The organism is Gordonia sp. PvP123 (assembly GCF_040547295.1).
GTDB lineage: Bacteria > Actinomycetota > Actinomycetes > Mycobacteriales > Mycobacteriaceae > Gordonia > Gordonia terrae.
Map to the genome: position 1 here is coordinate 337,680 of NZ_JBEPPN010000007.1, position 19,032 is coordinate 356,711.

The window sequence follows — 19,032 nt, forward strand, 5'->3', positions numbered from 1 at the left end:
TGCCCCATCGGTTCGGAATCGAGAAGCTCTGCGGCCCGACCCGCACTACCGTGGGAAACGCCTCGGCACCGGGGCGTTGACCACGAAAGGAATGCGAATGGGCGACTCGGGAGGATTCTCCGACCAGGAACGTGCCGCGATGAAGGAGCGTGCGGCGGAACTCGAGAAGGAGAAGGCCCGCGGACGCGGCAACAAGCGCGCGGCCGAGGAACTCGATCTGCTCGCCAAACTGGAGAACATGGAGCCGGCCGATCGCGCGCTGGCCGAACGCATCCACGCGATCGTGACCGCGACCGCGCCGGACCTGGCGCCGAAACTCTGGTACGGGCAACCGGCCTACGCGCTGAAGGGCAAAGTGGTGTGCTTCTTCCGGAGCGGCCAGGACGACAAGGAACGCTACTCCACCTTCGGCTTCACCCAGAACGCGAACCTCGACGACGGCGGCTTCTGGCCCACGTCATTCGCGGTCAGTGCATTGGACACCGACGCCGAGAAGACCATCGCAACGCTGGTCGCCAAGGCCGTGAATTGACCGTCCGGGTATCCGGGACAGGCCGCGGAAGCCACCCCTCTGGCCAAGAGGACTGCGACACGGTATGTTTCGTCAGGTGTTGACTTCCTCTGAACAAAGATTGGGGGTCCACGTCGTGCGCGGTGAGTGCTGATGCGCCTCCCGCCCACGACTGGAATTCCTCCCCGCCTCTCCCCCTGGCTCCGCGCCCGTCAATTCGCGGTACCACCCTCCATGATCGACGCCGCCACCGCTGCGCGTCGTGCCGCCGACTGGATCGGCGCTTGCGCCGCAGCAGGTTTCGACGCCGACATCGATCTGGACGCCGTACGCCGAAGGTGCGGCGCCGACCTGGCCGAACACCTTCAGGACGACCTCCTCCATCTCGCGCCCGACCTGCTGCGTTGGCATCTGCCGCGAATGGGCCCCGCCGGACACCTGCGCCCCGGCCTCACCATCGCGCTTGCCCGATATGGACACGATCCCGGAAACCGTTTCGGCACAGCAGGTTCGGTACATCTCGTGGCACGGACCGCACCGCGGTGGGCCGACGCCGGACAGCGAGTGACGCTGACCCTGTGGGACGGGTCGACGCCCGTCCCCCATCCACACCCCCGGCCGGACCGCAGATACCGGCTGGACCTGCATCGTCACCTGTGGGACGTCCGCCGCACAGGAGAACTCCGAATGCGTTGCGGTGCCTCCTCATCACCGTCACCGCCGACCCCGCCCCCGCCGTGTGACCCGCCCGACGGATGCGCCGTCGATCGATGGGCAGCCGAAGCCGCCTTGGTCCTCCGCGCCGACAGCCGTCGGTCAGGGTGCGTGCGGATACGGCTCGGATCCGGTCGAGAACTGTTCCTGCACACCGACATCGACGATCTCGACGCCACCCGGTGGGTCGTCGACCCCCCTGCGGGAGGGATCACGGCTCTGCCGGTTCTTCCCGACGCCGCGACCAGGACGCTTCCGGATCTCGAACTGATCCGACACGGCGCGATCACACCCGATCGGTTGCACCCGCTGGTGGCGGCCGCGCTCACGCCCGGGTGCACCTCGGCACCTCGTGATCGAGAAGAACTGGACGGAAACGGCTTTCAGAAGGTGCGATGTCGGGGCGAGCTACATCGCATCGGGATCGCCGACGGAGTTCTCTCGGCCCTCGATCACGACCGCGACGAGATTCGCCGCGAGGAGATGCTGGCCTCACTCACGGGCACACCCCTGCCCTGCCTGCAGGCCATCGACCGCGCCCACCGGCGGCCCGATTGCCTCGCCGGAGTACGTGAACGACTCGACTTCGGCGACATCGACGGCGCACTGGCGATCGTGGAACGACTACTCGGCCCGGAGGCGACCCTGCGGAACGGGCCGCTGCGTGATGCGGTCGAACGCACCCGCGCGCAACAGGAGATCTACGACGCGTATCGAGCCGGGGCGACAGATCCTGTTCCGCAGCCGGTTCCGGGCGGGCCCCGCCGTCGTCACCACCGCGGTCGGCGTCGGCGCGCCCGTCCGCGACACGCAACTCAACTCTGACGCCGACAACACCCCCACTTCTCCCACCCCTAGGTGAATCATGTCCACACACACCATGCCCACTGTCACCACAGCCACTGACATCACGGCCACCGAGGCCCATTCGACATACCTCGGCAGGGCCGAACTCGACAGGGCCGCCTCGCTCCTCGCGATGCTCGAGGAGACGACCACCGAACAGCGGACCCATGACCAGCTCGAAGCGCTCACGCTCGCGGTGGCCGCCGACCTCCCGGTCCTGCTGTGGGGTGAACCGGGGATCGGCAAGACCGCGGCACTGACACAACTCGCCGAGTCCCTGGACCTGCCACTCACGACGGTGATCGCGAGCGTTCACGAGCCCTCGGACTTCTCCGGGCTACCCATCATCGGGGATGACCCGGCCACCCGGGGCGTTCCCATGGCACCACCGGACTGGGCCGTTCGTCTCGCCGACGCCGGCCGCGGATTGCTCTTCCTCGACGAGCTCTCCACGGCACCTCCGGCAGTACAGGCGGCGCTCCTGCGACTGGTGCTCGAGAGACGCGTGGGCGCTCTACAGTTGCCTCCCGATGTGCGGATCGTCGCCGCCGCCAACCCGCCGTCGTCGGCGGCGGACGGCTGGGAGCTGAGTGCACCGCTCGCCAACCGTTTCGTCCATCTGCACTGGACCCACGATCACGACGTTGTGGTCCGCGGCCTCGGCGGCACCTGGCCCACGACGGACCTGCCGACCCTGGACGCGGAGAAATTCCCCAGCGCAGTCGATTTCGCGCGTCGAGCCGTGTGCACGTTGCTGGCGGCGCGTCCCGCGCTGGTCCACCAGCTCCCCGGGAGCCAAACCCGTCGGGGCGGCGCCTGGCCCTCGCCGCGAAGTTGGGCCGCGACGGTGCGACTGATCGCGTTCGCCACCGCCTCCTCGGCGTCATCCGACGTCCTGTCGCTGTTGGTCCGCGGCACGGTGGGCGACGGGCCCGGCTTCGAATTGCTGGCGAGTATCGATCACATGGATCTGCCGGATCCCGAAACGCTGCTCGCCGATCCGTCAGCGGCGCAACTCCCCGAGCGAGGTGACCTGCGTCAGGCGACACTCGACGCCGTCGTCGCCGCGGTCCGGCGTCGACCCGATCGGACCCGGTGGGACGCCGCATGGGAGGTGCTGGCCGTCGCGGTCCAGACCGGCGCACCTGATCTCGTGGTGGTTCCGGCGACCACCCTGGCGACGCTACGACGGGACGACTGGCAGATCCCCGACACCATCGACCGACTGGCGGGGGTGGTGTCGGTGTCCCGCGCGGCCGATGAGGCCGCCGACCGGGTCGCCGCGCGCCCAGGACAGGACCGGATGCGATGACGGTGACCGAAGCATTGGTGCCGGCGCCATCGGTGTCGGTCTCAGACAAGATCTACGCGGCGCGCCTGCACGCGGTGCGCGCACGGCCGTACATGGCAACCGCGCTCTACGCCCTGCACCTCATCGAGTCGCCGCTCGTCCCGACCATGAGCGTCGACCGCTATTGGCGCTGCTACCTGTCGCCGGCGTTCGTCGCGAGCCGACCCGAGGAGGAGATCGCCGCTCTCCTGGTGCACGAGGTGTCACATCTCCTCCGGGATCACGCCGCCCGGTCCGACCGGTACGCCGAGGATCACGGCTTCGACAGCCCGGCGGAACGGTTGCGGATGAACATCGCCGCCGACTTCGAGATCAACGACGACGTGTACGGGTCCGGGCTCGTCACGCCCGACGACGCAGTGCACCCGTCCGCACTCGACCTGGACACCGGATTGCTGATGGAGGACTACCTCCGCTGGTTCAGTCTGGGTCCGCGGACCGAGGCGATGGCCTGGCTCGAATGCGGTAGCGGAGGCGACGGCCGACATCGCGAGTGGGAACGGGGGCCGGAGGGCGCCGATGGTCGGAGCGGCCAGGAACGCGACGCCGTCCGATTCGCGGTCGCGACGGCGATCTCCGACCGCGCAGGCGATGTCCCGGCCGGCTGGCGGCGGTGGGCGCACGATGCCGTGCACCCGCCGCAGCCATGGCAGGCCCTGTTGGGCGCCGCGATCCGGGCCGCGGTGTCGACCTCCGGCGTCGGCGACGACTACACCTTCGGGCGGCCGGCGAGGCGGTCGGTCGCGCTGCCCGGTGTGATCGTGCCCAGTCTTCGACGGACCCCGCCGAAGGTGAGTGTCGTGATCGACACCTCGGGATCGGTCAGCGACGCCGAACTCGGCAGCGCGCTGCTCGAGGTCGCCGCGATCGCACGTGCCCTCAGCAGCCGACCCGATCTGCTCACCGTGGTGTCGTGCGACGCCGCGGCGCATGTCGCACAACCCATCTGCCGTGCGGAGAGCATCCCGCTACACGGCGGCGGCGGGACCGACCTGCGTACCGGGTTCGACGCCGCCCTGCGTACCCGACCCGACGTTGTCGTCGCACTGACCGACGGACACACTCCGTGGCCGAGTCACCGGCCCGCCTGCCGCACCATCGTCGGGCTCTTCGCTCGCGAGTATCGCGCGTATGCCCCGCTCAACGCCTCACCCGTGGCCGCATACGCCGGTGGCACCTATTCCGGCGGTGGGTCGGCGCCACCCGACTGGGCGCAGGTCGTTCGCATCGGCGAGCCGGGCCGGTGAGCGCCTCGAAGGGTCCTCACCACCCACACCACGACCCGCCGCGCCTCGATTTCCGTCCACCTCAGCAGGGTCGAAGGGCATATTGCCCTCGGAGGACGCTCACGAGGACGAGAAATTCCCGAACCACCGACCGATCCGCCGCGTCCCGGTCGAATGGTCATCCGCGTCGAGCACCGCCCGACGAAACGCGGGGCCGAACGATCCGGTAGATCTGGGGTGCGGCCAGTCGCAGGGAAGGTGACGCAACCGATGACACGGTCAGACGTGAACCCCGAGCGGATCCTGTGGCGGGCCTACGAGCCGATCCACGCGATCTGCTACTTCGATCCGCTGTTCGCGACTGTCATGGCCGAGAGCGGGCTGACCGGCTGGTGGAACGGCTACTTCGCCGGGCGCGCCGCCCCGCTCGGCGCGACGCCGCCGGAAGTGGTCTCGGCGCTGTTCTACGGGTTCGCCCCGGCGATGGTCGCCCGAGCGATCCCCAAGGTGTGGACTCGCATCACTCCGCGGGATGCCCTCGACGCTCGTTTCGACGCCGCCGAGCGAGTCCTCGGTGAGCACGCGTCGGCCGGATCGACCGATGACCTGCGCCGGGCCACCGACAATCTGGAACGTGCTGTCGACGCCCTCTCCCACGACGGGCGGGCTCTGGCCGCCGCGTGGAGTTCCGTTGCCCGACCGGCGTCGATGCTGGGGCGATTGTGGTTGGCCACCACCGTTCTCCGTGAACACCGCGGCGACGGTCATGTCGTGGCCGCTACCGCCGCCGGCCTGACCGGACTGCAGGCGTCGATGACCCACATCGCCGGCGGGCACGTCGACCGGACGCTCATCCAGGACAATCGCGGCTGGACCGATCACCAGTGGGACAGCGCACGCCGCTCCCTCGAGGACATCGGAATCCTCTCTGGCGACGGAACTCTGACCGACCGCGGCGCCGCCCTTCGTGAACAGGTCGAGGCGACCACCGACCACCTCGCCAATTCGAGCGTCCGTTTCCTGCCCGACTCCGACTGGACCGTCCGGGTCCTCCGGTCGCTGTCACGTGCGCTCGTCGATCGTAACGTGATCCCCTTCCCCAATCCCATCGGAGTGCCGCGCCCCTGAGCGGGGCATTCCGGCCGGTTCCGCCGGTGGGGCCGACTACTCTGGCCGCCATGATCACCGCGGTACACACACTGATCTACTGCGACGACCCAGAGGCCGCCCGCGCCTTTTTTCGCGACGTCCTCGCCTTCCCGCACGTCGACACCGGTGGCGGATGGCTGATCTTCCAGACCGGCCCCAGCGAGTTGGGCGCGCACCCCGACAAGTGGGAGCACGAAGGGACCGCCGGCCGCACCGATCAGAAGTTCGATGTGTCGTTCATGTGCGACGACCTCGAGTCGACGATGCACGAACTCTCCGCGCGGGGCGCCGAATTCGTCGGCGCTCCGACCGACGAGGGATGGGGCGTGACCGTCGGGATCAAGGTTCCCGGCGCCGGGCAGATCACCTTGTACGAGCCGAAATACCCGCCGCCCGCGCTCCGGTGACCGGTCGGGCCGATGGTCGCGCGTCGCTCATTCGGTCGCATGAAAGGCGATCTCCCCGAGCGTCGCGCGCGGTAATCTCCCGAGGTCACCGACCATGAGGAGCCGACCGTGGGCAGTCCCTACGACCCCAATCAGCCGACCGCCATGGGTCCGCAGGGGCCGCAGCAACCCGGATGGCCGCCGGCCGGCGGTCACCAACCCGGTGGACCGCACGCGACTCCGGGTCAGCCGCCGAACCAGGGGCCGCAGGGCGGGCAGCCGTACGGTCAACAGCCATACGGCCAGCAACCTTTCGGACAGCAGCCGTACGGCCAACCTTTCGGTCAACAGCCGTACGGTCAACAGCCATACGGCCAGCAACCCTTCGGTCAGCAGCCGCCGCCCCCGTCTTCCGGCGGCGGCAAGAAATGGTGGTTCATCGGCGGCGGCGGAGTCGTCCTCATCGTGATCGTCATCGTGGCGGTGGTACTGGCCCTCACCCTGAGCGGGGGCGAGGACGAGCCATCGACACCGACCGCCTCGGCGCTCGATCTCGTCCTGCCCGAGGACCAGTTCCCGGACATCACGGGCGATTTCACCACCGAGACGGGTAGCACCGACGACGACGGCAGCACCGTGGACAACGAGAAGTGCGCAACGCTGGTCGACTCGCAGCAGACCACCGGCGAACGAGCCGAACGTGAGCTCACCGAGACCTCGTCGTCGAGCGAGATCCTCTTCGGACTCGACAACTACAGCGCGGATGTCACCAAGCCGGCCGACAACGGCTACGACGACTTCGACGAGATCGTTTCCGCCTGTTCGTCGTTCAACCTGACACTCGACGATGGTGATGTCCCGGTTGCGCTCACGCTCGAAGAAGTCGAGCTGCCGATCGACAGTGACTACAAGGCGGTACGGATGACCGGCGCGTACGAGGTCGGTGCATTCCAGCTCAACCTGGCGGGAATCATCGTGATCGGCGAGGAGCGGGGCGTGTCGTTCTCGGTCACGCACAACACCGTCGACGACACCCCGCCCGCCGCGGACCCCGAGGTCAACAACAACCTGGCCGAGATGTTCAAGGCGCAGCGACAGATCATCACCGACGCTGCCTAGAGTTCCTCCGCTCGCCGAGGAGAATCTGCGCCAACGCAACCGGGTCGTCGAAGACGCTCATGTGCCAGGCATTGGCGCGAACGACGAAGTCCGAACCCGGGATTCGACGATGCATGGCTTCCATGGAGGCGACGTCGGACACCGTGTCGTGTTCGGCCGCGAGCACGGTCACCGGGCACGAGATCGACGCCGTGCGTTGCGAACAGTCGAAGTGGGCGATCGCGCGGAGCGCCGACGCCCAGGACGCGTGGTCCGCTACGGCCACGGCCTCGCGAGCGTAGCGGACGACCGGTCCGTCGTTGCGCAATTCGTCTGCGCTGAACCAGCGTCCGAGTGTGCCATCGACGTCGACGGACCCCACTTCGACGGCGGCGGCCACCGCGTCGAATGCCGGAAAGGGCGTGTCCCGCGTGCACAACAGGGTGAGGCGCGAGACGAGATCGGGCCGCGCGATCGCGAGTTCGAGTGCAACCTGCCCACCGAAGGAATGGCCCACCACATGCCAGGGCGCCTCGGCCGCGGCCGACTGCGCGACTTCGGCGGCAAGCCGTTGCTGCAGACCGGAACCTCTGTAGCCAGGCGGAGGCACGATCTCGGGGGTGATCACGAGCCCGTTCCCGGACAGTTCGGCACGCACGCCGTCCCAGACATCGGGTGACAGCGGGGTGCCCGGTAGTAGGAGCCAGCGCGCCAGAGGCACTACGAACAGGCTGTCTCTTGGATCATGATGAACAGCTGGCCGGCTTGCCCCTCGCGGATGCCCAAGTCGTCGGCCAGCCACCTGACGATGTCGTTCGAACCCGTTCCGTTACTCAGTGACTGGCAGACTCCGCGGGCGATCTGCAAGAGTCGTGTGCGATCGGTGGGCACGCCCTGCATGTCGAATCGCAGTCTCTGATCGATGAAGGCGTCCTCGCCGGGACGGGCGGGGCGCACGTCGCTCCAACAGTTCCACGGACTCGTGTGAGCTCCGCAGTAGCCTGGTTGTCCCGGTGCAGGAATCGTGGTCGGGGGACCCGCGAAGGCCACGCCGTTACCCATGACCAAAGCCGCGGCGATTCCACCGGAAACCACCATTCCGCGGGCGCTTCGACGCATAGCCGGTCCCCCGTGATCTCGGTCGAGTGAATGGACCAAGACTAGCCTCCCCGGATGCCACAACCAGAGCGAATTCGAGTATGTGTCCTTCGATCAGGTCGATCACGCCAACAGAGCACTCCCAGAGCGGCCGGCCACGTGTTGCGCCGCACAACTATTCAGTCGGTCCCGATCAACTGTCCCACTGTGGGCTTCGCAAGTCGATCGGCGATGCGCACCGGCGTCCCGCGGAGTCCATCAGCACGTTGAGCCGAACAGATGAAATAGAAACATCCCGCGACGGGCGGAAGAGTCCCCTGAATATGCTCGGGCGTCTGTTCCCACCTCTCGAAAACGGAGCCACTGTGACCCACTTCCCCGGACAACCTGTACCCGTGATTCGCAAGCAGGGCGCCTGGACGCTCTGGTGGCTCACGGTCATCACCTGCGGCGTCTACTACTTCATCTGGTACGACAGAATCAACTCCGAACTGGCCACCGCTACCGGCGACGCACGAACCGCCTGGACACAATGGTGGTCCCAGCTCATCCCGTTCTACGGGCTCGTCGGCCTCCACCACACTGCCCAGAGACTCAATGAGGCGCATACCGCTGCAGGCTCCACCACGCAGGTTTCGCCGCTGGTGACATGGTTTTGGGCACCCGCCTGGTTTGGCTCACAGACTCGCTACCTACAGCGTCGACTCAACACGCTCGCCGATGTACAGGCTGCTGGGCGAGTGACTGAACCCCGCGCGGCATAGCGCACCCGAGGCCCACGGGCATCGAGCACGCTCGTCTTGCACACCCTTGCAAGCGTGAGTTCGACGAGTCCCCCAGTGGCACCGACAGTTCCGTCCTCTCGCAGCGAGGTCCGCCGATCCACCAATTCACCACTATCCGATTGATCTCGACCATGTCTTCACCACTTTCGTCCGGACGATCGGGGCCTGGTGGCCGCTACAACCGATGTCCATCGGCGGACCGGGCCCGCACCGTGAAGGTCGACGAGTACACGAGCGGGACCGAGGTCGAGCTGGCGTTCACCGCTCTCGGTCCGACACTGACGCGAGTGTCCGTGAGCACCGTGGCTGGGAGCATCTCACCGAGGACCAGTTGCGCGAAGACTGCGCCACCCCAGGCGGTTACAGCTCCGGCGCGTACTCCGGCGGCTGGGCCGCAGCTCTGGCGGCGTCGGTCGCCGCCATCGAATCCACACTCCCCTGATCACAGGAGGCTCATCGCATGTCCCACTTCGTGTACAAACTCGTCCCGCCCAGGCCCACCTTCGGTCCCGGGGACATGTCCGACGACGAGGCCGCCATCATGGGCCGACACAGCGCGTACTGGTCGGGTCTCCTCGCCGACGGCACCGCAGTCATCTTCGGACCGGTGGTCGACCCGGCCGGGAACTGGGGCCTGGGCGTCGTGCGCGCAGATTCCGAGGACGCGGTCCGGGCGATCAGTGCCGCCGACCCGGCCGTCACCTCCGGTCTCGCCCGCGTCGAGATACTCCCCATGCCCGTGGGCATCGGGCGCGATTGACCGTCGCGACCTCGCCGCAGCACTGTCCCCGCCGTCACGTCGGAATGTTGCCGCGGATCGCGCCGACGTGATGTGACCGACTTCCCGCGGCGCCCGCGTCGAGTCACTACACTGGCGAAATGGGCGATCCGGCAACCGATCTGACGCGAGGTCAGTTGACGCGGGCAGTACGGCTGCTCCAAGGCCATGTGCACTTCGACGCCGCGCTGCTCATCCACCAGCCGGAGGGCGCTCGGTCTCGTATCGTGTCCCGGGTGGGGTACTCCTCGGGTTCGGCCTGGGCCTTGCAGCACCTGTTCCCTCGTGATTATGAGGTTGGCTTCACGAACCGACTCAACCCCTCAGACGGCCTGCCTCTCTCGATCAGCGACGTCGGTGGACGGGTCCGCGACGAGTTCACCCGCACCGTGCTGTTCGAGCAGTACCTGCGGGCCGAGGGCTTCGCAGACGGGATGACGGTCGAGTTGTTCGACGGTGGCGATTACGTGGGTCTCGCGCACTTCTCTGCTCGACGCCCCGACGCATTCGCAGCGCCACAACGCGCGTTGGCCCGCGACCTGTCGGGTTTGCTGGCGCTGGTCCTGCGACCGGACCAGGCGTCGGAGAACATTCGGCGACCATCGTCGGACGACGCGGGCTCGGCCGTGCCGGCCCCGTCCACCGTCTACCTACGCCGGGGCGCTCGGACCCTGTCCGCTGGTCCGGTGGACGTCCCGTTCGTCACCGAAGCCGCTTTCGTCCATGTGGTGGACGACTTCGTCGCCTGCGGCGTCGGCGAACTCCGACACCTGTGGTGGCATCAGGGAACCTGGTACCGGGTGATGCTCTCGCGCCTCGGCGACTTCGGCGACCTCAGGGTGACGGCCTGGCCGGTGACCTCCGAGCAGGTGTGGCACCTGAGTCGACAGGAGGTGCGCGTACTCAGCGGGCTGGTGGTCGGACGCACCGACGCCGCGATCGCCACGGGACTGAATCTGAGTCCGCGGACGGTGCACACGCACATGGTCAACATCCGACGCAAGCTCGGGGTGGACCGACGGACCGAGGCGGCGGCCAGGGCGACGGCGACCGCAACCGTCGTCCCCGGCCCCGCGACAGCGCCCGTCGCCGAGCTGGCACGGATCTACCGCGACTCGTTCCCTACGTGATATCCGCCAGCAGCTCCGCGGCCGCGTCGACCGCCTCGCGCTCATGGGCGAGCAGGTCATCGCCGCCCATGGGACCCAGGATCGGTGCAAACGCGTCGGCGGTACCGGTGGAGACGCCGGCGAGCTCCTCGACCACCGCCAGCCCGCAGAACGGAACGTAGTACGGGCTGTAGCCACCCTCCTGGAGACAGACGAGTCTCCCGCCGGCCACCTCATCGGCCACGTCGATGATCTTCCTGGCCAGCGATCGGAATCCGTCTGCGCGCAACATCATCCGCGCCAGGGGGTCCATCATCGAAGCATCGAAACCGCTCGCCACGATGATCAGTTCGGGACGATAGGCGCGCAGCGCGGGCAGGACCACCGCGTCGAAGGCGTATTCGTATGCGCCACTGCCACCGCCGGGAGGCAGCGGGACGTTGAGGGTGTAGCCGAACCCGTCACCGGAACCCCGCTCGTCGCGGAACCCCGAGTCGGACGGGAAGCAGCGATCCTGGTGCACCGAGATGTTCAACACGTTCGACGACTCGCGGAAGATGTCCTGGGCGCCGTTGCCGTGGTGGACATCCCAGTCGACGATCGCCACGCGTGTCATCCCGAGCACGTCGAGCGCGTGCGCTGCGGCGATCGCGCCGTTGTTGAAGATGCAGAACCCACGGCCGGTGGCGCGCTCGGCGTGGTGCCCCGGCGGGTTGATGAGTGCGTAGGCGTTGCTCACGGTGCCGTCGGCCACCGCGCGAACGGCCTCGATCGCGCCTCCGGCCGCGAGCAGCGCGATGTGGTGCCCACCGTTGCCGAACGGCGACACCCCGTCACCGGCGTCGCCGCCCTTCGGGAGGGCACTCTCGGTGACGATACGGTCGTAGTGGGCGGCGTCGTGGACTCGGAGGACGTCCTCGCGGGTCGCGGGCGCCGGCTCGAGCTGTCGCAGCGAGTTGATCAGACCGGAGGCGCTGATCAACTCGTGGAGCCGCCTCTTGGTGTCGGGGTGTGCGACGTGATGCGCGATGGGCTGGGTCAGGGCGTCGACGCTGGGCGGGAAGATGCCGCCGCTGCCTGTGTCCGCCCAGCCATAAAGCGTGTTCCAGATGTATCCGGTGGTCGTTGCCACGATCGTTCCTTCCGTCCGAACCCGTGTGTCGGTGGACACAGCATCATCGGAGCGGTGACGACTGTCATCGGTACAAATACTGAGGATGGACGAGCCGGGGATCGGCGGTGGGGACGGTCGACAGCCAGCCTGGAGTCGTGGCAACCGATGAGAAAAGCCCGTCCCGACATCAGTCGGAACGGGCTTCGTTCGGTGGAGCTAAGGGGACTCGAACCCCTGACCCCCACACTGCCAGTGTGGTGCGCTACCAGCTGCGCCATAGCCCCGTATTTTGTTGTTCCGCCCTGTTCAAGGGCACTGGCGAAGTTACACCATCTCGGCGATACCAGCCAAATCGCCAGGACGCCGACCCGATTGGTGTCGGGTCGGCGTCCCGCGGCTCAGGAGTTGCCCCTCTAGGAGTTGCCACCGCCCAGGATGCTGTCGAGCCAGGCGTTGCCCTCGAGGACGCCGTCGACGGGCTCGCCGTCGTGCAGCACGGTCGGGGTGCCGACCTGGCCGCCCGTCGCCTTCGACAGTTCGTCGGTCGACTTCTGCGCGGTCTCCTTTGCCTGGGCGACCTTCGCGTTGTCGGTGATGCACGTCGCGGTCGCCGGGGTCGCACCCTGTTCGGTCGCCATGCGTGCGAGTTCCGGGCTCGTGATGTTGCCGGTGCCGTCCTCGGGCGGCTGCGCGGCGAACAGCGCACTGTGGAACCGCAGGAACAGGTCGGTGTTCTGCTCGTCGGCCACGCAGGCCAACGCGCCGGCCGCACGGGAGCTGTAGTCACCGGTCGCCGATCGCGAGTCCAGGAAGTGCAGTGTGTGGTAGCGCACGCGGAGCTTGCCCTCGGTGACGGCCTTGGTGATGGCCGGCCCGGACTGCTGCTCGAAGACCTTGCACACCGGACACATGGGGTCCTCGAAGACGTCGATCAGCGGCGCGGTCTCCGGACCCACGATCATCGTCGAACTCGACGCCAGCGCGGCCTGATCGGTCTCGCCCTTACCGCGTCCGCTCCACCAGATCCCGCCGATGACGAGGCCCGCGATCACGAGGATGGCCACGCCGCCGAGCACGTACGTCATCGTGTTCGACGGCGCGCTCGGCTGATACTTCGAGTTGGAGGTGCGGGGCACCGATGCTCCCGGCTTGCGCTTCTTGCTCACATTCCGACAATAACGGCGTCGCGCTGAAAATTGTCTGAGGGATGGGCGCGGGCGGTGACCGCCCGAGACCGGACCGAGCCGGTCAGCTCCCCAACGCCGCGTCGACGACCTGCTGGGCTTCCTGCTGCACCTGCGCGAGATGGTCGGCGCCCTTGAAGGATTCGGCATAGATCTTGTAGACGTCCTCGGTTCCCGACGGGCGTGCCGCGAACCAGGCGTTCTCCGTCGTCACCTTCAGGCCACCGATGGGAGCCCCGTTTCCCGGGGCGGTCGTCATGATCGCCGAGATGGGTTCGCCGGCGAGTTCGGTTGCCGTCACCTGCTCCGGCGACAACTTCGACAGCACGGCCTTCTGCTCCCTGCTGGCCGGGGCGTCGATCCGTGCATACGCTGTGGTCCCGTACTCCTCGGCGAGTTCGGCATACCGCTGCGATGGTGTCTTGCCCGTCACCGCGAGGATCTCCGACGCCAGCAGCGCCATGATGATGCCGTCCTTGTCCGTCGACCACGGGCTGCCGTCGAACGTCAGGAACGACGCGCCGGCGCTCTCCTCACCGCCGAAGGCCACGCGACCGTTCAGCAGGCCGTCGACGAACCACTTGAAGCCCACCGGCACCTCGAGCAGCGGGCGGCCGATCCCGGCGACCACCCGGTCGATCAGCGACGACGACACGAGCGTCTTCCCGACGGCCGCCGACTCCGACCACTGCGGACGGTGGGTGAACAGGTAGTCGATGGCGACCGCGAGATAGTGGTTCGGGTTCATCAGACCGGCGTCGGGCGTGACGATGCCGTGGCGGTCCGAGTCGGCGTCGTTGCCGGTCGCGATGTCATAGGAGTCGCGGGCGGAGATGAGCGAGGCCATCGCGTTGGCCGACGAACAGTCCATCCGGATCTTGCCGTCGGTGTCGAGGGTCATGAACGAGAACGTCGGGTCCACGGTCGGGTTCACGACCGTCAGATGGTCGAGGTTGTATCGCAGCCCCAGCAGGGCCCAATAGCCGACCGATGCGCCGCCCAGCGGGTCCGCGCCGATGCGGATCCCCGCGTCGTGGATGGCCTTCATGTCCACCACGTCGCCGAGACCGTCGATGTAGTTGAGCAGGAACGAGTAGTCCTGGACGTAGTCACCGCTGCGGGCGCGGTCGAACGGGATCCGCGCGACGCCGTCGAGCTTCTGCTCGAGCAGCTCGTTCGCCCGCGCCGCCACCACGGAGGTGATCGAGGTGTCTGCCGGGCCCCCGGTCGGTGGGTTGTATTTGAACCCGCCGTCGCGGGGCGGGTTGTGCGACGGTGTCACGACGATGCCGTCGGACAGCACCCCGGGGTTGTCGCGATTGAACTTGAGGATGGCGCGACTGATCGCGGGCGTCGGCGTGAAGGAGTCGCTCTCGGCGGTGTAGACGGTCACCTCGTTCGCCGCGAGCACCTCGAGCGCCGTGCGCCAGGCAGGCACCGACAGTGCGTGGGTGTCGAAGCCGATGAACAGCGGGCCGGAGATCCCGGCCGAACGCCGGTAGTCGACGATCGCCTGCGTCGTCGCGAGGATGTGGGCTTCGTTGAAGGCGTTGTCGAAGCTCGACCCCCGGTGTCCCGACGTCCCGAACACCACCTGCTGCAACGGGTCTGACGGATCGGGTGTGTTGTCGTAATAGGCACGCACCAGGGCGTCCACATCGACGAGGTCTTCGGGCAGGGCCAAGGTACCAGCGCGAGGATGTGCCATGACCGCGATTCTGCCACTCCACACGCCGTTCGCCCGGTTGACGAACCGATCCGTCCGGTCGCGGAAACCGAATCGCTACGGTGAGACGATCGTCGTCACCGCATCGGAGGGGCCCGCACACATGCTGATCTCAGGATTGCCGGGGCTGTTGTCACCCGGACGCCGTTCCCCCGGCCTGCTCGTGCTCGTGCTCCCGGGCGGCACGGACAACAGCCGCAAACCGTTCAGTCCCTGGCAGCCCTCCGCGCTGCGCATGTACCCGTTCACCTGGTCGCTGCGCCTTCGCTTCGGCCGGTCCGTGCGCGTTCACCAGGTCGGTTATCGCGTCTACGGCTGGAACGGCGACGAGAACTCTCCCATGCTGCCCGCGCGCGCCGCACTCGACGAGATGTGTCGACGACACCCCGGTGTCCCCGTCGTCGCGATCGGCCATTCCATGGGCGGGCGCGTGGCCGCCCACCTCGCCGCCGACCGCCGGGTCATCGGTGTCCTCGGACTCGCGCCCTGGTGGCAGTTCGCCGACTGGCGGCACATCCAGCCCGGCGCGCGGGTCGTCGCGGTACACGGCGACGCCGACACCCGGACCCTGGCGAAGCGGACCCGAAAGGGCATCGACGAGCTGTCGACACAGGGGGTCGACGCCGAGTTCATCCCGGTCCCCGACGGCGGTCACGCCATGCTCGACCACATCGGGTTGTGGCAGCGCAGCGCTCTCGACTTCGTCGGTGAACGGTTGTCCGCGCTACGACCCGCCTGACGCGTCAGCCCTTCCGACGCGCCCCGGCCAGTTCGTCGACGAATTCGGGGTAGAACTCGACGTACTTCTCCCCCGCCAACACGTACAGCGGGTCGTCACCGGTCTCGGCGTACCCCTGCTTGCGCAGCTCGGTGCGCATGTTCTTGAACGTCGACGTGTGCTCGAGTTGCGGGACGATCCGCACGAACAGCGGGAATGCGTAGGCCGGCAGTCCGGTGCGAACGTGCCGCGCCAGCCCGTCCGCGTCGAACGACTCCCCGTCCTGCAAGCTGATGGCGGCCATGCCGGCCTTGCCGTCGACCCCCGGGATCGGCACACCGAACACGACTGCCTCCTCGACGGCCGGGTGGGCGTCGAGCACGGCCTCGACCTCGGTGGTGGCCACGTTCTCACCCTTCCACCGGAAGGTGTCGCCGATGCGATCGACGAAACCGATGTGCGAGAAACCCTGATCGCGCACGACGTCTCCGCTGTTGAACCACTTGTCGCCCTTACGCTTCGCGTCGCGGACGATCTTCCGCTCGGTCGCCTTCGGATCGGTGTAGCCGTCGAAGGGAACTCGCGAGTTGATCTGCGCCAGAAGCAAACCGGTTCCGCCACGGCCGACCGGCTTCACCCGGCCGTCGGGACCGCGCAGCGGCTCTCCGGTCTCCTCGTCGTATTCGACGATCGTGTACGGCAACGGCGAGAACCCGGCCGTCTTGGACAAGCCGAAGACATTGATGAATCCGATGTTCGCCTCGCTCGCCGCGTACAATTCGACGATGCGGTCGATTCCGAAGCGTTCGGTGAACGCATCCCAGATGTCCGGGCGCAGACCGTTGCCGACGGCGAGGCGCAGGCGGTGCGCACGATCGGTCGGCTTCGGCGGCTGCGCAAGCAGATAGCGGCACAGCTCACCGATGTAGGCGAACGCGGTGGCGTCGTTCTCGATGACCTCGTCGATGAACTTCGACGCCGAGAACTGCTTGCCGATGGCCAGGCACGCGCCCGACGCGAGGACCGACGACACCGAGATTGTGAGTGCGTTGTTGTGATAGAAGGGCAGCGCCGTGTACATGACGTCGTCGCCGCGCAGCCGGATTCCCAGACCACCGATGCCGTTCATGGCCACCAGCCAGCGATAGTGACTCATCTTGCTGGCCTTGGGATACCCGGTGGTGCCGGACGTGAAGATGTAGATGGCGGTCGATCCGACCTCGATCGACTCGGTGACCGCCAGGTCGAGGGGCGAGCAACGCGCGGTCAGGGTGGCGAGCTCGTCGAAGGTGAACTCCTTCGCCGGGCGGCACCCGGCGGGCACCGACTCGAGCGCCTCCAACAGATCGCGCTCGTAGAGAACGACTTTCGGCTCGATCAGACCGAGGCTGTGTTCGAGAACAGTGCCCCGCTGGTTGTAGTTCAGCATGCCGCAGATCGCACCCGTCTTGACGATGGCGAGCATGGTGATGACCACATCGGGGTGGTTGCGCGACAGCACGGCGACGACGTCCCCGCGACCGACGCCCTCCCGAATCAGGAAGTCGGCGAGCCGGTTCGCCCGCGCGTTGGCATCGCGATAGGTGATCGAGGTGCCCTCGAACCGGAGAAAATCCCGGTCGGGGTACTTGTCGACGCTCTGCTGGAAGCGCTTGCCGATCGACATCTTGGTCGTCGGCGGCTTGGGCAGCATCTGCGGCAAGGTGCGCAGGATCGTGCCGGCATCACCACGCAGCGACGCGACTCCCGACATCATGTCGGCCAACCGGATGTCCGGCAGGAGTCCCGTTCCCGATGCGTGATCAACCATGTTTTCCAGCCTCCCCTGTGTGTTGGACGACACACACCCTAGCCGGGATTCGTCGTCAATGACACGGCGGGGCGCAATTGTTCCAATCGATCATGTGCGGTCGGGCGCGGTCACCGTCGCGCAACTCCCAACGCGATCCTCGCTGCGTCGATGTCGGAGCTTGGCGAGCGCCGGGTGACCGGCCACACTGTCCTGATGACCGACACCTCGCGACCGATGAGCGAACGCCCCGCCGGCCCCCTCGACGGCGTCATCGTGCTCGAGTTGGGCACGCTCATCGCGGGCCCCCACGCCGCACGACTGCTGGGCGACATGGGCGCCGACGTCATCAAGATCGAGGCGCCGGGCAAGCCCGACCCGATCCGCACCTGGGGCCAGGCCGAGGTCGACGGCCACCGCTTCTACTGGACGGTCCACGGGCGCAACAAGAAAGCGGTCACCCTCGACCTGCGGTCCGATCGCGGCCGCGAACTGTTCCTCGATCTCGCCGAGCGCGCCGACGTCGTCGTCGAGAACTTCCGCCCCGGAACGCTGGAGCGGCTCGGCATCGGCCCGGACGTGCTGTCCGCACGCAACCCGGGCATCGTCGTGGTGCGTGTCTCGGGTTATGGCCAGACCGGCCCGGATTCGACCCGCGCCGGTTACGCCTCGGTCGCCGAGGCCGCGAGCGGGCTGCGTCATCTGAACGGGTACCCGGGCCAGCTCCCGCCGCGGATCGCCCTCTCGCTGGGCGACACACTGGCGGGGATGTTCGCGGCGCAGGGCGCACTCGCCGCGCTGGTCCGGCGTTCGGTGACCGGCAGGGGGCAGGTCGTGGACACCTCGCTCATCGAATCCTGTGTGGCGGTACAGGAATCGGCCATCGCGGACTACGACGCCGGGGGCGTCGTGCGCGGGCCGTCGGGCACCCGCCTCGACGGCATCGCGCCGTCGAACCTCTACCCCACCAGCGAGGGCACCCACGTCATCATCGCCGCCAACCAGGACTCGGTCTTCGCGAGACTGTGCGCAGCGATGGGACAGCCCGAACTCGCGACCGACGATCGGTTCGCCGATCACGCCGCCCGTGGCCGCAACCAGGACGAACTCGACGCCCTCATCGGCGACTGGTCACGACAGCACTCCCCGGAGAAGTTGACCGAGATCCTAGGCGCGGCAGGCGTTGTCGTGGGTCCGGTGAACACCGTCGCCGAGGTGGTCGCCGACCCGCACCTGAAGGAGCGCGGGATGATCGCCGAACACTACGACGAACGTGCCCAGCGCACCGTGCTCGGACCGGGCGTCGTGCCGCAGTTCAGCGACACCCCCGGCGGCATCCGCAACGCCGGTCCCCCGGCCCCCGGTTGCGACAACGAGGCCGTCTACGGCGGGTTGCTGGGGTTGTCCGAAGACGAGGTCGCGGCGTTGCGGGAGGCCGGGGTCATCTGAC

General features: G+C 67.7%; 18 protein-coding genes and 1 tRNA gene. 12 read left to right on the forward strand and 7 right to left on the reverse strand.

The annotated features are described in order from the left end of the window. Positions 1 to 97 precede the first annotated feature (97 nt). The 7 genes from ABIC25_RS16365 to ABIC25_RS16395 all read left to right on the forward strand — a co-directional run bounded on the left by ABIC25_RS16365 (position 98) and on the right by ABIC25_RS16395 (position 7,302). Positions 98 to 532, forward strand: coding sequence for a DUF1801 domain-containing protein (locus ABIC25_RS16365; protein WP_354562272.1), 435 nt, complete (start codon positions 98 to 100; stop codon positions 530 to 532). 132 nt (positions 533 to 664) lie between these two features. Next, on the forward strand, positions 665 to 2,050 hold the full coding sequence (locus tag ABIC25_RS16370; RefSeq protein WP_435529086.1) for a hypothetical protein: 1,386 nt from the start codon (positions 665 to 667) through the stop codon (positions 2,048 to 2,050). Between the two features lie 154 nt (positions 2,051 to 2,204). Continuing rightward, entirely contained in the window at positions 2,205 to 3,383 is a 1,179-nt protein-coding gene (locus ABIC25_RS16375; protein WP_354562326.1) for an AAA family ATPase, read from the forward strand. Beyond that, complete coding sequence (locus tag ABIC25_RS16380) at positions 3,380 to 4,669, forward strand: vWA domain-containing protein (protein ID WP_354562274.1); 1,290 nt, start codon at positions 3,380 to 3,382, stop codon at positions 4,667 to 4,669. Before ABIC25_RS16375 ends, ABIC25_RS16380 begins: the two co-directional genes overlap by 4 nt. Positions 4,670 to 4,918: 249 nt before the next feature. Beyond that, a complete protein-coding gene (locus ABIC25_RS16385; protein ID WP_239402638.1) occupies positions 4,919 to 5,776 on the forward strand; it encodes an SCO6745 family protein in 858 nt (285 codons plus the stop codon). Between the two features lie 50 nt (positions 5,777 to 5,826). Beyond that, positions 5,827 to 6,204, forward strand: a complete 378-nt coding sequence (locus ABIC25_RS16390; protein ID WP_064571672.1) for a VOC family protein — start codon at positions 5,827 to 5,829, stop codon at positions 6,202 to 6,204. A gap of 108 nt (positions 6,205 to 6,312) precedes the next feature. Further along, positions 6,313 to 7,302 (forward strand): hypothetical protein, encoded by a 990-nt coding sequence (locus ABIC25_RS16395; protein WP_354562276.1) that lies wholly within the window; start codon positions 6,313 to 6,315, stop codon positions 7,300 to 7,302. On the opposite strand, the gene ABIC25_RS16400 is transcribed toward ABIC25_RS16395, so the two are convergent. Both ABIC25_RS16400 and ABIC25_RS16405 read right to left on the reverse strand, forming a co-directional pair. Further along, complete coding sequence (locus ABIC25_RS16400) at positions 7,286 to 8,002, reverse strand: alpha/beta fold hydrolase (RefSeq protein ID WP_354562278.1); 717 nt, start codon at positions 8,000 to 8,002, stop codon at positions 7,286 to 7,288. The two genes, ABIC25_RS16395 and ABIC25_RS16400, sit on opposite strands and share 17 nt — an antisense overlap. After that, a complete protein-coding gene (locus tag ABIC25_RS16405) occupies positions 8,002 to 8,400 on the reverse strand; it encodes a DUF732 domain-containing protein (protein ID WP_354562279.1) in 399 nt (132 codons plus the stop codon). Before ABIC25_RS16405 ends, ABIC25_RS16400 begins: the two co-directional genes overlap by 1 nt. 374 nt (positions 8,401 to 8,774) lie before the next feature. Here ABIC25_RS16405 and ABIC25_RS16410 point away from each other — a divergent pair, with 374 nt between their 5' ends. The 3 genes from ABIC25_RS16410 (at position 8,775) to ABIC25_RS16420 (ending at position 11,072) form a co-directional block, all read left to right on the forward strand. Beyond that, positions 8,775 to 9,143: a DUF4234 domain-containing protein gene (locus tag ABIC25_RS16410; protein ID WP_157781282.1), complete on the forward strand. Its 369-nt coding sequence runs from the start codon at positions 8,775 to 8,777 to the stop codon at positions 9,141 to 9,143. A gap of 481 nt (positions 9,144 to 9,624) precedes the next feature. Then, a complete protein-coding gene (locus ABIC25_RS16415; RefSeq protein WP_064571669.1) occupies positions 9,625 to 9,924 on the forward strand; it encodes a YciI family protein in 300 nt (99 codons plus the stop codon). 119 nt (positions 9,925 to 10,043) lie between these two features. After that, complete coding sequence (locus ABIC25_RS16420; protein ID WP_239402645.1) at positions 10,044 to 11,072, forward strand: helix-turn-helix transcriptional regulator; 1,029 nt, start codon at positions 10,044 to 10,046, stop codon at positions 11,070 to 11,072. Here the strand turns inward: ABIC25_RS16420 and ABIC25_RS16425 are convergent. From ABIC25_RS16425 to pgm, 4 genes are all read right to left on the reverse strand, one after another. Beyond that, positions 11,065 to 12,183 (reverse strand): histone deacetylase-like amidohydrolase, encoded by a 1,119-nt coding sequence (locus ABIC25_RS16425; protein ID WP_004023626.1) that lies wholly within the window; start codon positions 12,181 to 12,183, stop codon positions 11,065 to 11,067. The two genes, ABIC25_RS16420 and ABIC25_RS16425, sit on opposite strands and share 8 nt — an antisense overlap. Positions 12,184 to 12,376: 193 nt before the next feature. After that, a tRNA-Ala gene (locus ABIC25_RS16430) sits at positions 12,377 to 12,449 on the reverse strand. 129 nt (positions 12,450 to 12,578) lie between these two features. Continuing rightward, positions 12,579 to 13,331 carry a DsbA family protein gene (locus tag ABIC25_RS16435; protein WP_004023680.1) on the reverse strand — a complete coding sequence of 251 codons (753 nt, stop codon included), beginning with the start codon at positions 13,329 to 13,331 and terminating at the stop codon, positions 12,579 to 12,581. An 82-nt stretch (positions 13,332 to 13,413) separates the two neighbouring features. Beyond that, positions 13,414 to 15,057 (reverse strand): phosphoglucomutase (alpha-D-glucose-1,6-bisphosphate-dependent), encoded by a 1,644-nt coding sequence (pgm, locus tag ABIC25_RS16440; protein WP_354562281.1) that lies wholly within the window; start codon positions 15,055 to 15,057, stop codon positions 13,414 to 13,416. Between pgm and ABIC25_RS16445 the strand changes: the two genes are divergently transcribed. Next, the gene (locus ABIC25_RS16445; RefSeq protein ID WP_374206373.1) at positions 15,056 to 15,814 is read left to right on the forward strand and encodes an alpha/beta hydrolase; all 759 of its coding nucleotides are present in this window, start codon (positions 15,056 to 15,058) and stop codon (positions 15,812 to 15,814) included. The genes pgm and ABIC25_RS16445 overlap by 2 nt on opposite strands. 4 nt (positions 15,815 to 15,818) lie before the next feature. Here ABIC25_RS16445 and ABIC25_RS16450 read toward each other — a convergent pair whose 3' ends face one another. Further along, the gene (locus ABIC25_RS16450; protein WP_064571667.1) at positions 15,819 to 17,603 is read right to left on the reverse strand and encodes a long-chain-acyl-CoA synthetase; all 1,785 of its coding nucleotides are present in this window, start codon (positions 17,601 to 17,603) and stop codon (positions 15,819 to 15,821) included. A 195-nt stretch (positions 17,604 to 17,798) separates the two neighbouring features. On the opposite strand from ABIC25_RS16450, the gene ABIC25_RS16455 reads away from it, so the two are divergent. Continuing rightward, positions 17,799 to 19,031, forward strand: a complete 1,233-nt coding sequence (locus tag ABIC25_RS16455; protein ID WP_354562283.1) for a CaiB/BaiF CoA transferase family protein — start codon at positions 17,799 to 17,801, stop codon at positions 19,029 to 19,031. Position 19,032: the final 1 nt, after the last annotated feature.